The organism is Streptomyces sp. NPDC048584 (assembly GCF_043199595.1).
In the GTDB taxonomy this organism is placed as follows: domain Bacteria; phylum Actinomycetota; class Actinomycetes; order Streptomycetales; family Streptomycetaceae; genus Streptomyces; species Streptomyces edwardsiae.
The window spans coordinates 399,108-415,025 of record NZ_JBICWF010000004.1 but is presented as its reverse complement, the minus strand read 5'-3'; the positions used below and the strand labels follow the sequence as shown (position 1 = coordinate 415,025).

The following is a 15,918-nucleotide window of genomic DNA, read 5'->3' as shown; positions in this document are numbered from 1 at the left end:
GCGGCGGATGTGGAGGGCCACGGAGATGACGGCTGTGGACGAACGTGGAGTCGCGGAGTTCTTCGCGGGGTTCGAGCCACCCGAGGGGCTCAAGGTGGAGTTGCTTCGGGGAGAAATCGTGATGATGGCCAGCCCTGATCTGGTGCACAACCGGATCGTCACGTGTCTCATGGACCAGATTCCGTACCGGCAGTGGGAGCGGCTCCAGACCCAGGACGTCGACATTGTTGACGAGGCCAGCGAGCCCGTACCCGATCTCGTGGTCATGAAGGTGGGTGTCGGTCCTGACTCCGGGCGCCTTCTGCCGTCCCAGATTGTCACGCTGGTCGTGGAAGTGGTCTCGAAGACCAGCGTGGACCGGGACTACGGTGTCAAGCGTCTGATCTACGCTGCGGGTGAAGTACCCGCATACCTGATCATCGACCCGATCATGGCGCAGTGCGTTCTCTACTCGGAGCCGGCCGGGCGCGGCGAGGGCGCCGACTATCAGGTACAGCGGGTCACCAGGTTCGGGGCGCCGCTGCCACTGGAACAGTTGGGCGTCGAACTGGACACCACCGAGTTCGGTACCTACAAGGGCGTCAAGCCACATCATCGCCCGTGACGAAGTCGATCAGTTCCTCCACCCGGCCGAGGAGCTGCGGCTCCAGGTCCTTGTAGGAGCGCACCGAGCCGAGGATCCGCTGCCACGCCTCGCCGGTGTTCGCCACCCGCCAGCCCAGCGCCTCGCACACCCCCGTCTTCCAGTCCCGCCCCCGCGGCACCCGCGGCCACCCGGCGATCCCCACGGACGCCGGCTTCACCGCCTCCCAGACGTCGATGTACGGATGCCCCACCACCAGCGCGTGCTCGCTCGTGACCGCCTCCGCGATCCGCCACTCCTTCGAGCCCGGCACCAGATGGTCCACCAGGACGCCCAGCCGCGCGTCGGGGCCGGGGGCGAAGTCCTCGACGATCGACGGCAGGTCGTCGACACCCTCCAGGTACTCCACGACCACGCCCTCGATGCGCAGGTCGTCGCCCCACACCTTCTCGACCAGCTCCGCGTCGTGCCGCCCCTCGACGTAGATGCGCCCCGCGCGGGCCACCCGCGCCCGCGCGCCGGGAACGGCGACGGAGCCGGACGCCGTACGGGCGGGACGTACCGGACCGGCGGCGGACGGACGCACCAGCGTCACCACCCGCCCCTCCAGCAGGAAACCGCGCGGCTCCAGCGGGAACACCCGGTGCTTGCCGAAGCGGTCCTCCAGCGTCACCGTGCCCGCCTCGCAGCGGATCACCGCGCCGCAGAAGCCGGTACCGGGTTCCTCCACCACCAGGCCGGGCTCGGCCGCGACCTCGGGGACCGGCTGCGGCTTCTTCCACGGAGGGGTCAGATCGGCGGAGTACTGGCGCATTCCGACGACGATACGAGGAGCCCGCCCGCCGCGATCAGTCCGACACGCCGAAACGCGCCGCCAGCGCGTCCCGCTGGGCCCGTACGAACGCCGCGTCCACCACCGCGCCGTGCCCGGGCACGTACCGCGCGTCCTCACCGCCCAGCTCGAGCAGCCGGTCCAGCGCGGCCGGCCAGTGCGACGGCACGGCGTCGGGGCCGGCCTGCGGTTCGCCCGACTCCTCGACCAGGTCGCCGCAGAACACGACCTCCGGGGAACCGGGGACGAGGACCGCGAGGTCATGGGCGGTGTGCCCGGGGCCCACGTTCGCCAGCAGCACCTGCCGCCCGCCGTCCGGCCCGAGGTCGAGCGTCCACTCGCCGGACACCGGGTGCCGTGGCGGCACCAGCGCGTCCACGGCCTCCTGCGCCACCCGCGCGTCCAGCCCGTGGCGCACCGCGTCCGCGCGCAGTTCCGCCCGCCCGCGCGCCGTCAGCACCGTCTCCATGCCCACCGCGCCGAACACCTCCGCGCCCGTGAGGGCCGCCGAACCGAGGACATGATCGAAGTGCGGGTGGGTGAGCGCGAGATGCGTCACACGACGGCCGGTGAGCGCGAGCGCCTGGGCCCGCAACCGCGCGCCCTCTCCCAGTCCGGACCCCGCGTCCACGAGCAGCACCCCGTCCGCGCCCACGACGAGCCCCGCCGTGCAGTCCCACACCGGCAGCCGGCACCGCCCCACCCCGGGCGCCAGTTGCTCCCATCCCGACTCTTCCCAAGTCACGGTCACGACGGGACGCTATCGGAGACGACGACGCCCGGCGCGGCGGCGCGGGGACCGGCCTTGCCCGGGGTGTACCCCCCGGCCGTACACTGGGCGGGGAAGTCTGGCACTCGCGTGCGAAGAGTGCCAGGCGGACAGGGAAGGTACCGCGCGGGAAGGCTTCTGGAGGTGTGCGCGATGCTCAGTGAACGCAGGCTCCAGGTGCTGCGCGCCATCGTCCAGGACTATGTGGGCACCGAGGAGCCCGTCGGCTCCAAGGCCCTCACCGAGCGGCACAACCTGGGCGTCTCCCCGGCCACCGTGCGCAATGACATGGCGGCCCTGGAGGACGAGGGGTTCATCGCCCAGCCGCACACCAGTGCCGGGCGCATCCCCACCGACAAGGGGTACCGGCTGTTCGTCGACCGGCTCGCCGGCGTGAAGCCGATGACCGGGCCCGAGCGGCGGGCCATCCAGAACTTCCTCGACGGCTCCGTCGATCTCGACGACGTGGTCGCCAGGACCGTGCGGCTGCTCGCGCAGCTGACCCGGCAGGTCGCCGTCGTGCAGTACCCGTCGCTGACCCGCTCCACGGTGCGGCACGTGGAACTGCTGTCCCTGGCCCCGGCGCGGCTGATGCTGGTGCTGATCACGGACACCGGCCGGGTGGAGCAGCGCCTGGTCGACTGCCCGGCGCCGTTCGGCGAGCAGTCGCTCGCGGACCTGCGCGCGCGGCTCAACAGCCGGGTCGCGGGCCGCCGGTTCACCGATGTGCCGAGCCTGGTCGAGGACCTCCCCGAAGCATTCGAGGCGGACGACCGCGGTACGGTCTCGATGGTGCTCTCCACTCTGCTGGAGACGCTCGTCGAGGAGAACGAGGAGCGGCTGATGATCGGCGGGACCGCCAATCTCACCCGCTTCGGACATGACTTCCCCCTCACGATCCGGCCCGTCCTCGAGGCGCTGGAGGAGCAGGTCGTGCTCCTCAAGTTGCTTGGGGAGGCGGGGGATTCGGGCATGACCGTGCGCATCGGGCACGAGAACGCCTATGAGGGACTCAACTCCACGTCCGTCGTGTCGGTGGGCTACGGTTCGGGCGGCGAGGCTGTTGCCAAGCTCGGCGTGGTCGGACCGACCCGCATGGACTACCCGGGAACGATGGGAGCGGTACGCGCAGTGGCACGGTACGTCGGACAGATCCTGGCGGAGTCGTAGTGGCCACGGACTACTACGCCGTACTCGGCGTACGCCGCGACGCGTCGCAGGAGGAGATCAAGAAGGCCTTCCGGCGGCTCGCCCGCGAGCTGCATCCGGACGTCAATCCTGATCCCAAGACGCAGGAGCGGTTCAAGGAGATCAACGCCGCCTACGAGGTGTTGTCCGACCCGCAGAAGAAACAGGTCTACGACCTGGGCGGCGACCCCCTCTCCCAGGCGGGCGGCGGCGGTGGCGCGGGCGGCTTCGGGGCGGGCGGCTTCGGCAACTTCTCCGACATCATGGACGCGTTCTTCGGTACGGCGTCGCAGCGCGGGCCGCGCTCGCGCACCCGCCGGGGCCAGGACGCCATGATCCGGATCGACGTCGAGCTCGACGAGGCGGCGTTCGGCACGACGAAGGACATCCAGGTCGACACGGCCGTCGTCTGCACCACGTGCAGCGGCGAGGGCGCCGCTCCGGGCACCACCGCGCAGACCTGTGACATGTGCCGTGGCCGTGGTGAGGTCTCGCAGGTCACGCGGTCCTTCCTGGGCCAGGTCATGACGTCCCGCCCCTGCCCGCAGTGCCAGGGCTTCGGCACCGTCGTCCCGACCCCGTGCCCCGAGTGCGCGGGCGACGGCCGCATCCGCTCCCGGCGCACCCTCACGGTCAAGATCCCGGCCGGTGTGGACAACGGCACCCGGATCCAGCTGGCCGGCGAGGGCGAGGTCGGGCCCGGCGGCGGTCCCGCCGGCGACCTGTACGTGGAGATCCACGAACTCCCGCACAGCACCTTCCAGCGGCGCGGCGACGACCTGCACTGCACGGTCACCATCCCGATGACGGCGGCGTCCCTCGGCACCAAGGTGCCGCTGGAGACGCTGGACGGCATGGAGGAGGTCGACATCCGGCCCGGCACCCAGTCCGGCCAGTCGATCCCGCTGCACGGCCGGGGCATCACCCACCTGCGCGGCGGCGGCCGGGGCGACCTCATCGTCCACGTGGAGGTCCAGACCCCGACGAAGCTCGACCCGGAACAGGAACGCCTGCTGCGTGAACTCTCCAAACTGCGTGGGGAGGAACGGCCTACGGGACAGTTCCAGCCGGGGCAGCAGGGGCTTTTCTCGCGGCTGAAGGACGCTTTCAACGGCCGCTGATGTCGGCCCGCCGGTGCTGTCCGGTTGACGTCGGGGGGTCTGCTGCCGGGGGTCCGGGGGTTGTCCCCCGGGCGAGCACAGTCAGCCGGGGCAGCAGGGGCTTTTCTCGCGGCTGAAGGACGCTTTCAACGGCCGCTGACGTCGGCCCGCCGGTGCTGTCCGGTTGACGTCGGGGGGTCTGCCGGGGGTCCGGGGGTTGTCCCCCGGGCGGGCGCAGTCAGCCGGGGCAGCAGGGGCTTTTCTCGCGGCTGAAGGACGCTTTCAACGGCCGCTGACGTCGGCTTCGGTGCCCCGGGCGAAAGTGGCTTATGCCAAGGGGAAGGGCAGGTTCGGAGTCGAGCGGGGGACGTGACAACATGCGGTCATGTCCTCCGTACTGACCGAAATCTGCCCGCACCCCGTCGTGCAGGCACCCATGGCGGGCGGTGTCGCCGTGCCGCAGCTCGCCGCCGCCGTGTCCGAGGCGGGCGGACTCGGTTTCCTGGCCGCCGGGTACAAGACGGCGGACGGGATGTACCAGGAGATCAAGCAGCTGCGGGGACTGACCTCCCGCCCCTTCGGCGTCAACCTCTTCCTGCCGCAGCCGGAGACACCCGACCCGGCCGCCGTCGGTGTCTACGCCCATCAGCTGGCCGGCGAGGCATCCTGGTACGAGACCGAGCTCGGCGACCCCGACAGCGGCCGTGACGACGGCTACGACGCGAAACTCGCCGTACTGCTGGACAACCCCGTGCCGGTGGTGTCGTTCCACTTCGGCGTCCCGTCCCGCGAGGCACTGGACGCCCTGCGCCGCGCCGGCACGTTCACGCTGGTCACCGCCACCACCGCCGAGGAGGCCCGCGCCGTGGAGCGGGCCGGCGCGGACGCGGTGATCGCGCAGGGTGTGGAGGCCGGCGGCCACCAGGGCACCCACCGGGACGTCCCGGACACGGACCGTTCCGGCGTCGGACTGCTCTCCCTCGTCGCCCAGGTCCGGGAGTCCGTCGGTATCCCGGTCGTCGCGGCCGGCGGCATCATGCGGGGCGGCCAGATCGCCGCCGTCCTCACGGCCGGCGCCGACGCGGCCCAGCTCGGCACGGCCTTCCTCGCCGCCCACGAGTCCGGCGCGCACTCCCTGCACAAGCGCGCCCTCACCGACCCCCTGTACGCCCGCACCGAGCTGACCCGCGCCTTCTCGGGCCGGCCGGCCCGCGCCCTGGTCAACCGTTTTCTGCGCGAGCACGGCCCGTACGCGCCCGCCGCCTACCCCGACGTCCACCATCTCACCGCCCCCCTGCGCAAGGCCGCCGCCAGGGCCGGGGACGCGCAGGGGATGGCGCTGTGGGCGGGGCAGGGCCACCGTATGGCCCGCGAACTGCCCGCCGGACAGCTGGTGGAGCTGCTGGCCGCCGAACTGGAGGCCGCCCGATGACCGCGCCGGTGTTCGTCGTCGACGACTTCGCCACGGACGGCTCCGGCCGCTACGTCCTCGACGGGCCCGAGGGACGGCACGCCGTCTCCGTGAAGCGGCTGCGGGCCGGTGAGGTCGTGGTCCTCACGGACGGCGCGGGACGCTGGGCCGAGGGCGAGGTGGACGCCGCCGAGGGCAAGGACCGGCTGGTCGTGCGGCTCGGCGAGGTCGTGGAGGAGCCGGCGGAGACGCCCCGGCTGACCGTCGTCCAGGCGTTGCCCAAGGGGGACCGGGGTGAGGTGGCCGTGGAGACGATGACCGAGGTCGGGGTCGACGTCATCGTGCCGTGGGCGGCGTCGCGGTGCGTCACGCAGTGGAAGGGCGAGCGGGGGGCGAAGTCGCTCGGGAAGTGGCGGGCGACGGCCCGGGAGGCGGGGAAGCAGTCGCGGCGGGTGCGGTTTCCCCGGGTGGCGGACGCGGTGACGAGTCGGGGGGTTGCGTCGATCCTCGCCGAAGCGGAGTTCGCGGCTGTGCTGCATGAGAGCGGTACGGAGGCGTTGGCGTCCGTCGAACTTCCCGTGTCCGGGGACATCGTGTTGGTGGTCGGGCCCGAAGGGGGCGTCTCGCCGGAGGAGTTGGCGTTGTTCTCGGAGGCGGGGGCCCGGGCGTTCCGGCTGGGGCGGAGTGTGCTGCGGACGTCGACGGCGGGTACGGCTGCGGGGGCGCTGCTGCTGGGGCGTACGGGGCGGTGGGGTTGAGCGGAGGGTCTCCCGTCCCCCGGGGGCGCTGCCCCCACCCCAGGTTCGGGACGGGAAGGGGCGGCGGGGGCGAACAAACCATCTGGCCGTATGCGCCCTACCGCGCCGCCCCCCACAGTGGCACGCTGCCATCCATGGGGGCGATGAAAAGGATCCGCCGGCACGCGCCGGCCATCGGCTTCGCCGTGGCCGCCCTGGCCGGCGTCACCGCGTGCGAGGACGGCGGCCTCAGCTCCGCCGCCGTCGCGTTCACCACCGACGAGACCGTGACCAAGGAACTCAACAAGCAGAAGACCGAGGTCCGCTGGCTCAGCTGCACCGGCGACTTCGGAGACGGGAACACCGCGAGCAAGAACGCCGTCGCCTCCGTCGACTGCCAGGGCGAGACCAAGGACGGCAAGGAGATCACCGTCTCCGGAAGGATCACCCACGCCGTCAACGGCGCCTGCGTACGCGGAAATCTGACCGCGAAGGTCGGCGGAAAACAGGTGTTCCGGGTCGATGGCCTGGGCGACTGCGACTCCAAGAGCCCGCCGCGTGTGGGCCAGCCGACGCAGCGCGGCCCGCAGCCCACCGTCACCGTGACCGTGACGACGACCGTGTGGTGCGAGCAGTACCCCTCGTGTCGCCCCGTCGAGGGCAAGTGATCGCAACCTCTGTCCAGGAACGCCCGCGCCTGCATAGGGTGATCGGGTGACACAGCCCGCATCGGTCGCATCCACCGCATCCACCGCTTATCTCCGATTCCCGCATCTGCGCGGCGAGTTGGTCGCCTTCACCGCCGAGGACGACGTGTGGCTCGCCCCGCTCGACGGCGGCCGGGCCTGGCGGGTGAGCGCCGACAACGTGCCGGTGACCCGGCCCCGTATCTCCCCCGACGGCACCACCGTCGCCTGGACGTCCACCCGCGACGGCGCCCCCGAGGTGCACATCGCGCCCGTCGAAGGCGGCCCCGCCCGGCGCCTGACCCACTGGGGCAGCGGTACGACCCGCACGCGCGGCTGGACGGCGGACGGACGGGTCCTGGTGACCACCTCCCACGGCCGGGCCAGCTTCCGCCGTACCTGGGCCCACGCCGTCCCCCTCGACGGCGGCCCCGCCACCACGCTGCCGTACGGGCCGGTCGGTGATGTCGCCCAGGGACCGCACACCGTGCTGCTGTCCGCGCCGATGAGCCGCGAGGCGGCCTGGTGGAAGCGCTACCGGGGCGGTACGGCGGGCAAGTTGTGGATCGACCGCGAGGGCGACGGCGAGTTCGTACGGCTGCACGAGGACCTCGACGGGAACCTCGAGTGCCCGCTGTGGGTGGGGGAGAGGGTCGCGTTCCTCTCCGACCACGAGGGCACCGGAGCCCTGTACTCCTCCCTCGCCGACGGCGTCGACCTGCGCAGGCACACTCCCCTCGACGGCTTCTACGCCCGGCACGCCGCCACGGACGGCACCCGTGTCGTGTACTCCAGCGCCGGTGAACTGTGGCTTCTCGAGGACCTCGACGGCGCCGAACCGCGCCGCCTCGACGTCCGGCTCGGCGGGCAGCGCGTCGACCTGCAGCCGTTCCCGGTGAACGCGGCCCGCTGGTTCGGCTCCGCCTCCCCCGACCACACCGCGCGCGGCAGTGCCGTCTGTGTGCGCGGCACCGTCCACTGGGTCACCCATCGTGCCGGTCCCGCCCGCGCGCTCGCCGCGACGCCGGGCGTACGGGCCCGGCGGCCCCGCGCCTTCCGCGCGGACGGCGAGGAATGGGTGGTGTGGGTGACGGACGCCGAGGGCGACGACGCCCTGGAGTTCGCCCCCGCCACCGGACTCGCCCCGGGCGCCACCCCGCGCCGGATCGCCGCAGGGCAGCTGGGCCGGGTCGTGGGGCTCGCCATGGCCCCCGACGGCAGCCGCGCCGCGGTCGCCTCCCACGACGGCCGGGTGCTGCTCGTCGAGCGCCGGACCGGCGAGGTCCGCGAGGTCGACCGCAGTGACAACGGCGACGTGTCCGGGCTGGTCTTCTCGCCGGACTCCGGCTGGCTCGCCTGGTCCCACCCCGGCCCGCGCCCGCTCAGCCAGCTCAAGCTCGCCAACACCACCGACCTGTCGGTCACCGAGGCGACCCCGCTGAGGTTCCGGGACTACGCGCCCGCCTTCACCCTCGACGGCAGGCATCTCGCCTTCCTGTCGACCCGCTCCTTCGACCCGGTCTACGACGCGCACGTCTTCGACCTGGCCTTCGTCGAGGGCGTACGGCCGTATCTGATCACCCTCGCGGCGACCACCCCGTCCCCGTTCGGCCCGCAGCGGCACGGCCGGCCCTTCGAGACCCCGGACCGGGACGAGACCCCCGACAGCGAGGGCACCCCGACCACCAGGATCGACCTCGACGGTCTCGCCGACCGCATCGTGCCGTTCCCGGTGGAGGCCGCCCGCTACACCGATCTGCGCGCCGCCAAGGACGGGGTGCTGTGGCTGCGGCACCCGGTGCGCGGTGTGCTCGGCGCCTCCCGCGCCACCCCCGACGACCCGGACCCCAAGACCGACCTGGAGCGCTACGACCTCGCCCAGCAGCGGATCGAGCATCTCGCCGTGGACGCCGACCACTTCGAGGTCAGCGGCGACGGCAAGCGGGTGCTGCTGTGGACCGACGGGCGGCTGAAGGTCGTACCCAGCGACCGGCGCGCCTCCGGCGACGACGACAGTGACACCAACATCACCGTCGACCTGGACCGGGTCCGTCAGTTCGTCGACCCGGCCGCCGAGTGGCGGCAGATGTTCGACGAGAACGGCCGCATCATGCGGGACAACTTCTGGCGTCCCGACATGAGCGGCGTCGACTGGGACGGGGTCCTCGACCGCTACCGGCCCGTGCTCGACCGGCTCGCCACCCACGACGACCTCGTCGACCTGCTGTGGGAGGTGCACGGCGAACTGGGCACCTCGCACGCCTATGTCATCCCGCGCGGCGGCTACGGCGACGGGGCCCGCCAGGGACTCCTCGGCGCGGACATCTCCCGTCACGAGGACGGCAGTTGGCGGGTCGACCGGATCCTGCCCGCCGAGACGTCCGACCCGGACGCCCGCTCGCCGCTCGCCGCGCCCGGTGTCGCCGTACGGGTCGGGGACGCGATCGTCGCCGTCGGCGGAGCGCCGGTCGACCCGGTGACCGGGCCCGCGCCGTTGCTGGTGGGGACGGCGGGCAAGCCGGTGGAGCTGACGGTGTCGCCTTCGGGCGGCGGTGAGCCGCGGCACGCCGTGGTGGTACCCGTCGCCGACGAGGAGCCGCTGCGGTACCACGCGTGGGTCGCCGACCGGCGGGCGTACGTGCTGGAGAAGTCCGGCGGGCGGCTGGGGTACATCCACGTTCCCGACATGCAGGCGCCCGGGTGGGCGCAGATCCATCGTGACCTGCGGGTGGAGGTGCTGCGGGAGGGGCTGATCGTGGACGTGCGGGAGAACCGGGGCGGGCACACCTCGCAGCTCGTGGTGGAGAAGCTGGCCCGGCGGATCGTGGGGTGGGATCTGCCGCGCGGGATGCGGGCGGAGAGCTATCCGCGGGACGCGCCGCGGGGGCCGGTCGTGGCCGTGGCCAACGAGTTCTCCGGGTCCGACGGGGACATCGTGAACGCGGCGATCCGGGCGCTGGGGATCGGGCCGGTGGTCGGTACGCGGACCTGGGGCGGCGTGATCGGCATCGACAGCCGGTACCGGCTGGTGGACGGGACGCTGGTGACCCAGCCCAAGTACGCCTTCTGGTTGGAGGGGTACGGGTGGGGCGTGGAGAACCACGGGGTGGATCCGGACGTGGAGGTCGTGCAGCGGCCGCAGGACTACGCGGCGGGGCGGGACGTCCAGCTGGACGAGGCGGTTCGGCTGGCGTTGGAGGGGCTGGAGTCCGCGCCGGCGAAGGTTCCTCCGGAGGTCGTGTGAGCCGGGGTGCCGGCCGGGGGCCGGCGGTGTCGTGAGCCGGAGGGTGTGACGCGGCCCGGCGCTCGCCGGGCCGCGTCGCGCCCACGGGCAGTCGTGCCGCTGGGGCGGCACGGGTGGGCGCAGCGGCACCCCGTGAGCGCCGGGCTGCGCGACCGGCCCCGTCCTGGCACGACTGTCCCGTAGGTACGCGGGGGTGGATACGATGGCCTCGTATCTTGATCAGGTTGCTTGAGGAGGGTGTATGGCTGGGGAGCCTCAGGACGACTGTCTGTTCTGCAAGATCGTGGGCGGGAGCATTCCCGCGACGATCGTGCGGGAGACCGAGACCACCGTCGCGTTCCGGGACATCAATCCGCAGGCGCCCACCCATGTGCTGGTGATTCCGAAGGCGCATTACAGGAACGCCGCCGCCCTCGCCGCCGAAGCCCCCGAGCTCGCCGCGGACGTGCTGCGCGAGACGCGGGCCGTCGCCGACGAGGAGCAGCTGGAGAGCTACCGCACCGTCTTCAACACCGGCGGCGGCGCCGGCCAGACCGTCTGGCACGCGCACGCCCATGTGCTGGGCGGCCGCGGTCTCGAATGGCCCCCCGGATAGCCCGCCTTGTCCGTACGAGAACTGGTGGTGCTCGGCACCGCCAGCCAGGTCCCCACCCGGCACCGCAACCACAACGGCTATCTGCTGCGCTGGGACGGCGAGGGCATCCTGTTCGACCCCGGGGAGGGCACCCAGCGGCAGATGCTGCGCGCCGGGGTCGCCGCCCATGACCTGAACCGGATCTGCGTCACCCACTTCCACGGCGACCACTCCCTCGGCCTCGCCGGGGTGATCCAGCGCGTCAACCTCGACAAGGTGCCGCACGAGATCACCGCCCACTACCCGCGCTCCGGTCAGCGATTCTTCGACCGGCTGCGCTACGCCACCGCCTACCGCGAGACCGTCGCCCTCACCGAGGCCCCCGTCGACGCCGACGGCCCCCTGGACCGCACCCCCGGCTACACCCTGGAGGCGCGCAGGCTCTCCCATCCCGTCGAGGCGTACGGCTACCGGCTGGTCGAACCCGACGGCCGGCGCATGCTGCCCGAGCGGCTGGCCGCGCACGGCGTCAAGGGCCCGGACGTCGGCCGTATCCAGCGCGAGGGCGTACTGGACGGGGTCACGCTGGAGGAGGTCAGCGAGACGCGGCGCGGGCAGCGGTTCGCGTTCGTCATGGACACCCGGCTGTGCGACGGGGTGTACGCGCTCGCCGAGGGCTGCGACATGCTCGTCATCGAGTCCACGTTCCTCGACGAGGACGAGCGACTCGCCGTCGACTTCGGCCATCTGACGGCCGGGCAGGCCGCCCGGGTGGCACGCGACGGGGGCGTACGGCATCTCGTCCTCACCCACTTCAGCCAGCGCTACGCCGACCCGGGGGAGTTCGAGCGGCAGGCGCGGGCTGCGGGGTACGAGGGCGAGCTGACCGTGGCCCGTGATCTGCAACGGGTGGGACTTCCGAAGCGTCGGTGAGACGGTCGTACGATGGTCTGATGCCCATACCGAAAGCCGAACTGCACCTTCATATCGAAGGCACCCTGGAGCCCGAGCTGGCCTTCGCCCTCGCCGCGCGCAACGGTGTCGAGCTGCCGTACGCCGACACCGGCGCGCTGCGTGAGGCATACCGCTTCGAGGATCTGCAGTCCTTCCTGAACCTGTACTACGAACTCATGGCCGTGCTGCGGACCGAGCGGGACTTCGAGGATCTCGCCGACGCCTACCTCGCCCGTGCCGCCGTACAGGGGGTGCGGCACGCGGAGATCTTCTTCGACCCGCAGGCGCACATGGCGCGCGGGGTCGGCATGGGCACGGTCGTCGAGGGACTGTGGCGGGCGCTGGGCCGCAGCGAGGAGACGCACGGTGTCTCCACCCGGCTGATCATGTGCTTCCTGCGGGACGAGTCCGCGGAGTCGGCCCTGGCGACGCTGGACGCGGCGAAGCCGTATCTGGACCGGATCACCGGGGTCGGGCTGGACTCGGCCGAGGTCGGGCATCCGCCGGTCAAGTTCCGGGAGGTGTACGAGGCCGCTGCCGCGCTGGGACTGCGGCGGGTGGCGCACGCGGGGGAGGAGGGGCCGCCGGAGTACATCCGAGAGGCGCTGGACGTGCTCGGTGTCGAGCGGATCGACCACGGGCTGCGGTGCGTGGAGGATCCGGGACTGGTGGAGCGGCTGGTGCGGGAGCGTGTGCCCCTGACGTTGTGCCCGTTGTCGAATGTGCGGTTGCGGACGGTGGACGTGCTGGCGGACCATCCGCTGCCGGCGATGCTGGACGCGGGGCTGATGTGCACGGTCAACTCCGACGACCCGGCGTACTTCGGGGGCTACGCGGGCGACAACTTCGACGCGGTACGCGAGTCCCTCGGCCTCACCCCGGCCCACCTGCGCACCCTGGCCCGCAACTCCTTCCTGGCCGCGTTCCTCTCAGACGACGAACCCCGCCGCGCGCGCTACCTCGCGGAGGTAGACGCCCACACCCCCGCCTGACCCCCCCCGCGACTTGCCGTCCTTGCGCGCCTGCCCCGCGCCGCGTGCAGCACTGCGCCGCGCCTGCCGCACTGCGCGTCCCTCCGCGGCCAGGCGCGCCCTCGCGTTCCCGCGCGCCTGCCGCCGATCCGCGGGCAGGCGTGCCGCAGGGCGGCACGGGTGGGCGCGACGGCACCCCGCCTGCGCCGGGCCGCGCGACGCCCCCCTGCTCAGCCGTCACCCCGGGTGGTTGCTGGGCGGGGGTGGGTGAGCGCTGGCCCCGCTGGAGGGGGTGCCGCTGCGCCCACCCTCCCCCACTCTCGGCTTCGCTCGAGCGGGGGGACCCCCATCGCCCCAGCGGCACGACTGCCCGCAGCTACGCGGCACGACTGCCCACAGCTACGCGGCAGGGCCAGCCGCAGCTACGCGGCTCAGCCGCCCGCGGCTTCGGCGGAGTGGGCCCGCCGTAGCGGGTAGCGTCAGGGCGAGCCGGGCGCTCGGGTTGCCGCTGCTGTGTCGTAGGCGCCTCGCGCAGCGGACGGCGTGCCGTCGAGGGGGATCTCGATCACCGGTTGTTCCGGGGCACCGACCTCGGGGACGAGCCCCGCGGGAGTCGCGGTCGCCGCCGCGACGACGGCCGCGGGGTGGCCACCACGGCGCCGGACGGCACCCGGCAGCAGCGGCCGCCCGCCCGTGTGCAGCGCCACCGCCGTCATCGGCAGAGCGACCAGCAGCAGCCCGGCCCCCAGCACCGCCCCCATCACCGGAAACCCCGCCTGCGCCGACAGCGCACTCCCGGTCAGCGGCCCCGCCGCCGTCCCCAGCGACGACGCCGACCCCACCAGCACCGCCCACCGCCCGCGCGGATCCAGCGAGGCGGCCAGCCCGATCAGATACGACAGCACCACCGGATAGAAGGTGTTCCAGGCGATCTCACCGGCGGCGAAACTCCCGAGGCCGGTAGCGGACGCGCTCAGCGCGATACAGCCCGCGATGAGGACCGTACCGCCGCCGATCGGCAGCGCCCTCCCCATCCGCGCCCCCAGCGCCCCCGCGCCCAGGACACCCAGCAGCCCCGCCCCGAGCGCCACCGCGAAGACGACCCCCACGGTCGGCTCGGACAGGTTCGCCTGCCCGACCCCGATACGCCCGCTCACGCCCCACAGCGCGTTCTGCGCGAGCGACCACAGCAGCATCGCGCCGGCGAGCACCGCACCCGAACGCCGGTGCGGCAGACGCGCGGTCGCCTCCGGCCCGGCGACCCGCGGACCGGCCGTACCGCCCGGCAGCCGGGACGTCAGCGGCCACACCGCCAGCGCGGTGAGGGCGATCGCGGCCAGGGTGAGCCCGTGGCCCGGCAGATGCGGCACCGTCAGATACACGACGCCCGCCAGCGCGGACACGCTGAGCAGCCCCAGCGTGGACGCCCGGTGCGGATCGCGTTCGGCGGCGATCCTGGTCGCCGCGACCGTCGTCGCCGTACCCGACCCGACGCCGCCGATCACCGCACCGGCGACGACGGCCGGTACGGAGGTGGTGAGGGCGGCCGCGCCGTAGCCGACGGCGGCCAGCAGCAGGCCCAGCCGGGCCAGGGCGCGAGCCCCGGTCCGTTCCACGCGTGAGGCCAGCAGAAAACCGGCGGCCGCGGAGCTCAGCAGCAGCGCGCTGCCGACGGCTCCCGCCTGGGTGGCGGAGAGGCCGAGCCCGCGTTCGAGACGGCCGACGGTGGTCGGCAGCAGATACGGGGCGAGGTACCCGGCCGTGAAAAGGGCGACGAGAGGCCAGGGAGTGGTGCGAGGGGCGAACACGGGCGGTCCCAGGGCGTGCGGAAGGGACGGTGCGAAAGACCGTGGGAAAGGGGGAGCGGCGACCGTCGACCGACGGGGGCGCGCGGCCAATTTGTATCAAGCGCGGGCAGGGCAACGGGAGCGCGCAAGCTGTGATCTAAGTCACTCTTGCGTTTGGGGTATCGGAAGGGCGGGTACCAGCGTCCGCTAACGCCAGTGAACAGCCCCGCCACCTGCGGGAACCGTGGTCTCCAGCTTCGTCCGGATCTCCCGCATCACGGCGACGATCCGCTCCTCCCGCTCCGGCGTCAGCCGCGCCACCGGCACCGAGCAGCTGATGGCGTCCCGGGCCGGGGAGTCGTACCGCAGGGCGAACCCGAAACCGATGATCCCCGGCACCCCCTCCTCCCGGTCCACGGAGTAACCGCGCTCCCGCACCCCGGCCAGATCCGCGGCCAGCGACTCCCGCGAGGTGTGGGTGTTCGCCGTGGCCGCCTCGTACGGGCCCTCGGGCAGTTCCTCGTCCGGACGCTCCGCCAGCAGCGCCTTGCCGAGCGCGCCCACGTGCGCCGGCAGCCGCCGCCCCACCCTGCTGATCGTCCGCAGATACTCGTGCGACTCGCGCGTCGCGAGATACGCCACGTCGTGGCCGTCCAGCCGTCCCATGTGGATCGTCTCGCCCAGCGCGTCGGACGCCTCGTCCAGATACGGGCGCACCGCCCGCACGCGCGGGTCCGAGTCGAGATAGCTGGTGCCGGTGAGCAGGGCGCGGATGCCGATGCCGTACAGCGAGCCCGTGACGTCGGTACGGACCCAGCCGCGGGCGATCAGGGTCTGCAGCAGTGCGTACATCGAGCTGCGCGGCACGCTCAGCGCGTCCGCCAGCTCCTGGAGGCGAGCCGGACGGTCACCGCGCGCGGCGAGCAGTTCCAGTACCTCCATCGTGCGCGCGGCGGACTTGACCTCGCGCACGCCCCCTGTCTCCGACATGCGCCGATCGTAAACCGGGCCGATGAGGTCCAGGACGGGCCATTGACGGTTCTGGTTCGCCTACTTAACCTTCATTTTCATACATGGATGAC

Annotated in this window: 14 protein-coding genes; 10 read left to right on the top strand and 4 right to left on the bottom strand. The window is 72.7% G+C overall.

The window, feature by feature from the left end; genetic code table 11:
• The first annotated feature begins 25 nt into the window (after positions 1–25).
• Complete coding sequence (locus ACGFR9_RS12210) at positions 26–604, top strand: Uma2 family endonuclease (protein WP_393206129.1); 579 nt, start codon at positions 26–28, stop codon at positions 602–604.
• Here ACGFR9_RS12210 and ACGFR9_RS12205 read toward each other — a convergent pair.
• The gene (locus tag ACGFR9_RS12205; protein WP_393206126.1) at positions 582–1,397 is read right to left on the bottom strand and encodes a DUF3097 domain-containing protein; all 816 of its coding nucleotides are present in this window, start codon (positions 1,395–1,397) and stop codon (positions 582–584) included. The two genes, ACGFR9_RS12210 and ACGFR9_RS12205, sit on opposite strands and share 23 nt — an antisense overlap.
• A gap of 34 nt (positions 1,398–1,431) precedes the next feature.
• Positions 1,432–2,166 carry an MBL fold metallo-hydrolase gene (locus tag ACGFR9_RS12200; protein ID WP_393206123.1) on the bottom strand — a complete coding sequence of 245 codons (735 nt, stop codon included), beginning with the start codon at positions 2,164–2,166 and terminating at the stop codon, positions 1,432–1,434.
• Positions 2,167–2,337: 171 nt separating this feature from the next.
• Between ACGFR9_RS12200 and hrcA the strand changes: the two genes are divergently transcribed.
• The 9 genes from hrcA (at position 2,338) to ACGFR9_RS12155 (ending at position 13,070) form a co-directional block, all read left to right on the top strand.
• Positions 2,338–3,354, top strand: coding sequence for a heat-inducible transcriptional repressor HrcA (gene hrcA, locus ACGFR9_RS12195; protein ID WP_393206120.1), 1,017 nt, complete (start codon positions 2,338–2,340; stop codon positions 3,352–3,354).
• Complete coding sequence (gene dnaJ, locus ACGFR9_RS12190) at positions 3,354–4,493, top strand: molecular chaperone DnaJ (protein ID WP_030217895.1); 1,140 nt, start codon at positions 3,354–3,356, stop codon at positions 4,491–4,493. The genes hrcA and dnaJ overlap by 1 nt, the downstream gene beginning before the upstream one ends.
• A 364-nt stretch (positions 4,494–4,857) precedes the next feature.
• Positions 4,858–5,904 carry a nitronate monooxygenase gene (locus ACGFR9_RS12185; protein WP_393206117.1) on the top strand — a complete coding sequence of 349 codons (1,047 nt, stop codon included), beginning with the start codon at positions 4,858–4,860 and terminating at the stop codon, positions 5,902–5,904.
• A complete protein-coding gene (locus tag ACGFR9_RS12180) occupies positions 5,901–6,641 on the top strand; it encodes a 16S rRNA (uracil(1498)-N(3))-methyltransferase (protein ID WP_393206114.1) in 741 nt (246 codons plus the stop codon). The genes ACGFR9_RS12185 and ACGFR9_RS12180 overlap by 4 nt, the downstream gene beginning before the upstream one ends.
• Before the next feature lie 134 nt (positions 6,642–6,775).
• Positions 6,776–7,288 carry a hypothetical protein gene (locus ACGFR9_RS12175; RefSeq protein ID WP_393206111.1) on the top strand — a complete coding sequence of 171 codons (513 nt, stop codon included), beginning with the start codon at positions 6,776–6,778 and terminating at the stop codon, positions 7,286–7,288.
• A 46-nt stretch (positions 7,289–7,334) separates the two neighbouring features.
• A complete protein-coding gene (locus ACGFR9_RS12170; protein WP_393206108.1) occupies positions 7,335–10,550 on the top strand; it encodes a S41 family peptidase in 3,216 nt (1,071 codons plus the stop codon).
• A 241-nt stretch (positions 10,551–10,791) separates the two neighbouring features.
• Positions 10,792–11,145 (top strand): histidine triad nucleotide-binding protein, encoded by a 354-nt coding sequence (locus ACGFR9_RS12165; RefSeq protein WP_393206105.1) that lies wholly within the window; start codon positions 10,792–10,794, stop codon positions 11,143–11,145.
• A gap of 6 nt (positions 11,146–11,151) precedes the next feature.
• Positions 11,152–12,057 (top strand): ribonuclease Z, encoded by a 906-nt coding sequence (locus tag ACGFR9_RS12160; RefSeq protein ID WP_393206102.1) that lies wholly within the window; start codon positions 11,152–11,154, stop codon positions 12,055–12,057.
• Between the two features lie 20 nt (positions 12,058–12,077).
• Positions 12,078–13,070 carry an adenosine deaminase gene (locus tag ACGFR9_RS12155; protein WP_393206099.1) on the top strand — a complete coding sequence of 331 codons (993 nt, stop codon included), beginning with the start codon at positions 12,078–12,080 and terminating at the stop codon, positions 13,068–13,070.
• 458 nt (positions 13,071–13,528) lie between these two features.
• Here the strand turns inward: ACGFR9_RS12155 and ACGFR9_RS12150 are convergent, their stop codons facing one another.
• A complete protein-coding gene (locus tag ACGFR9_RS12150; RefSeq protein WP_393206096.1) occupies positions 13,529–14,857 on the bottom strand; it encodes an MFS transporter in 1,329 nt (442 codons plus the stop codon).
• A 186-nt stretch (positions 14,858–15,043) separates the two neighbouring features.
• Entirely contained in the window at positions 15,044–15,826 is a 783-nt protein-coding gene (locus ACGFR9_RS12145) for an IclR family transcriptional regulator (RefSeq protein ID WP_393206093.1), read from the bottom strand.
• Between the last annotated feature and the right edge of the window lie 92 nt (positions 15,827–15,918).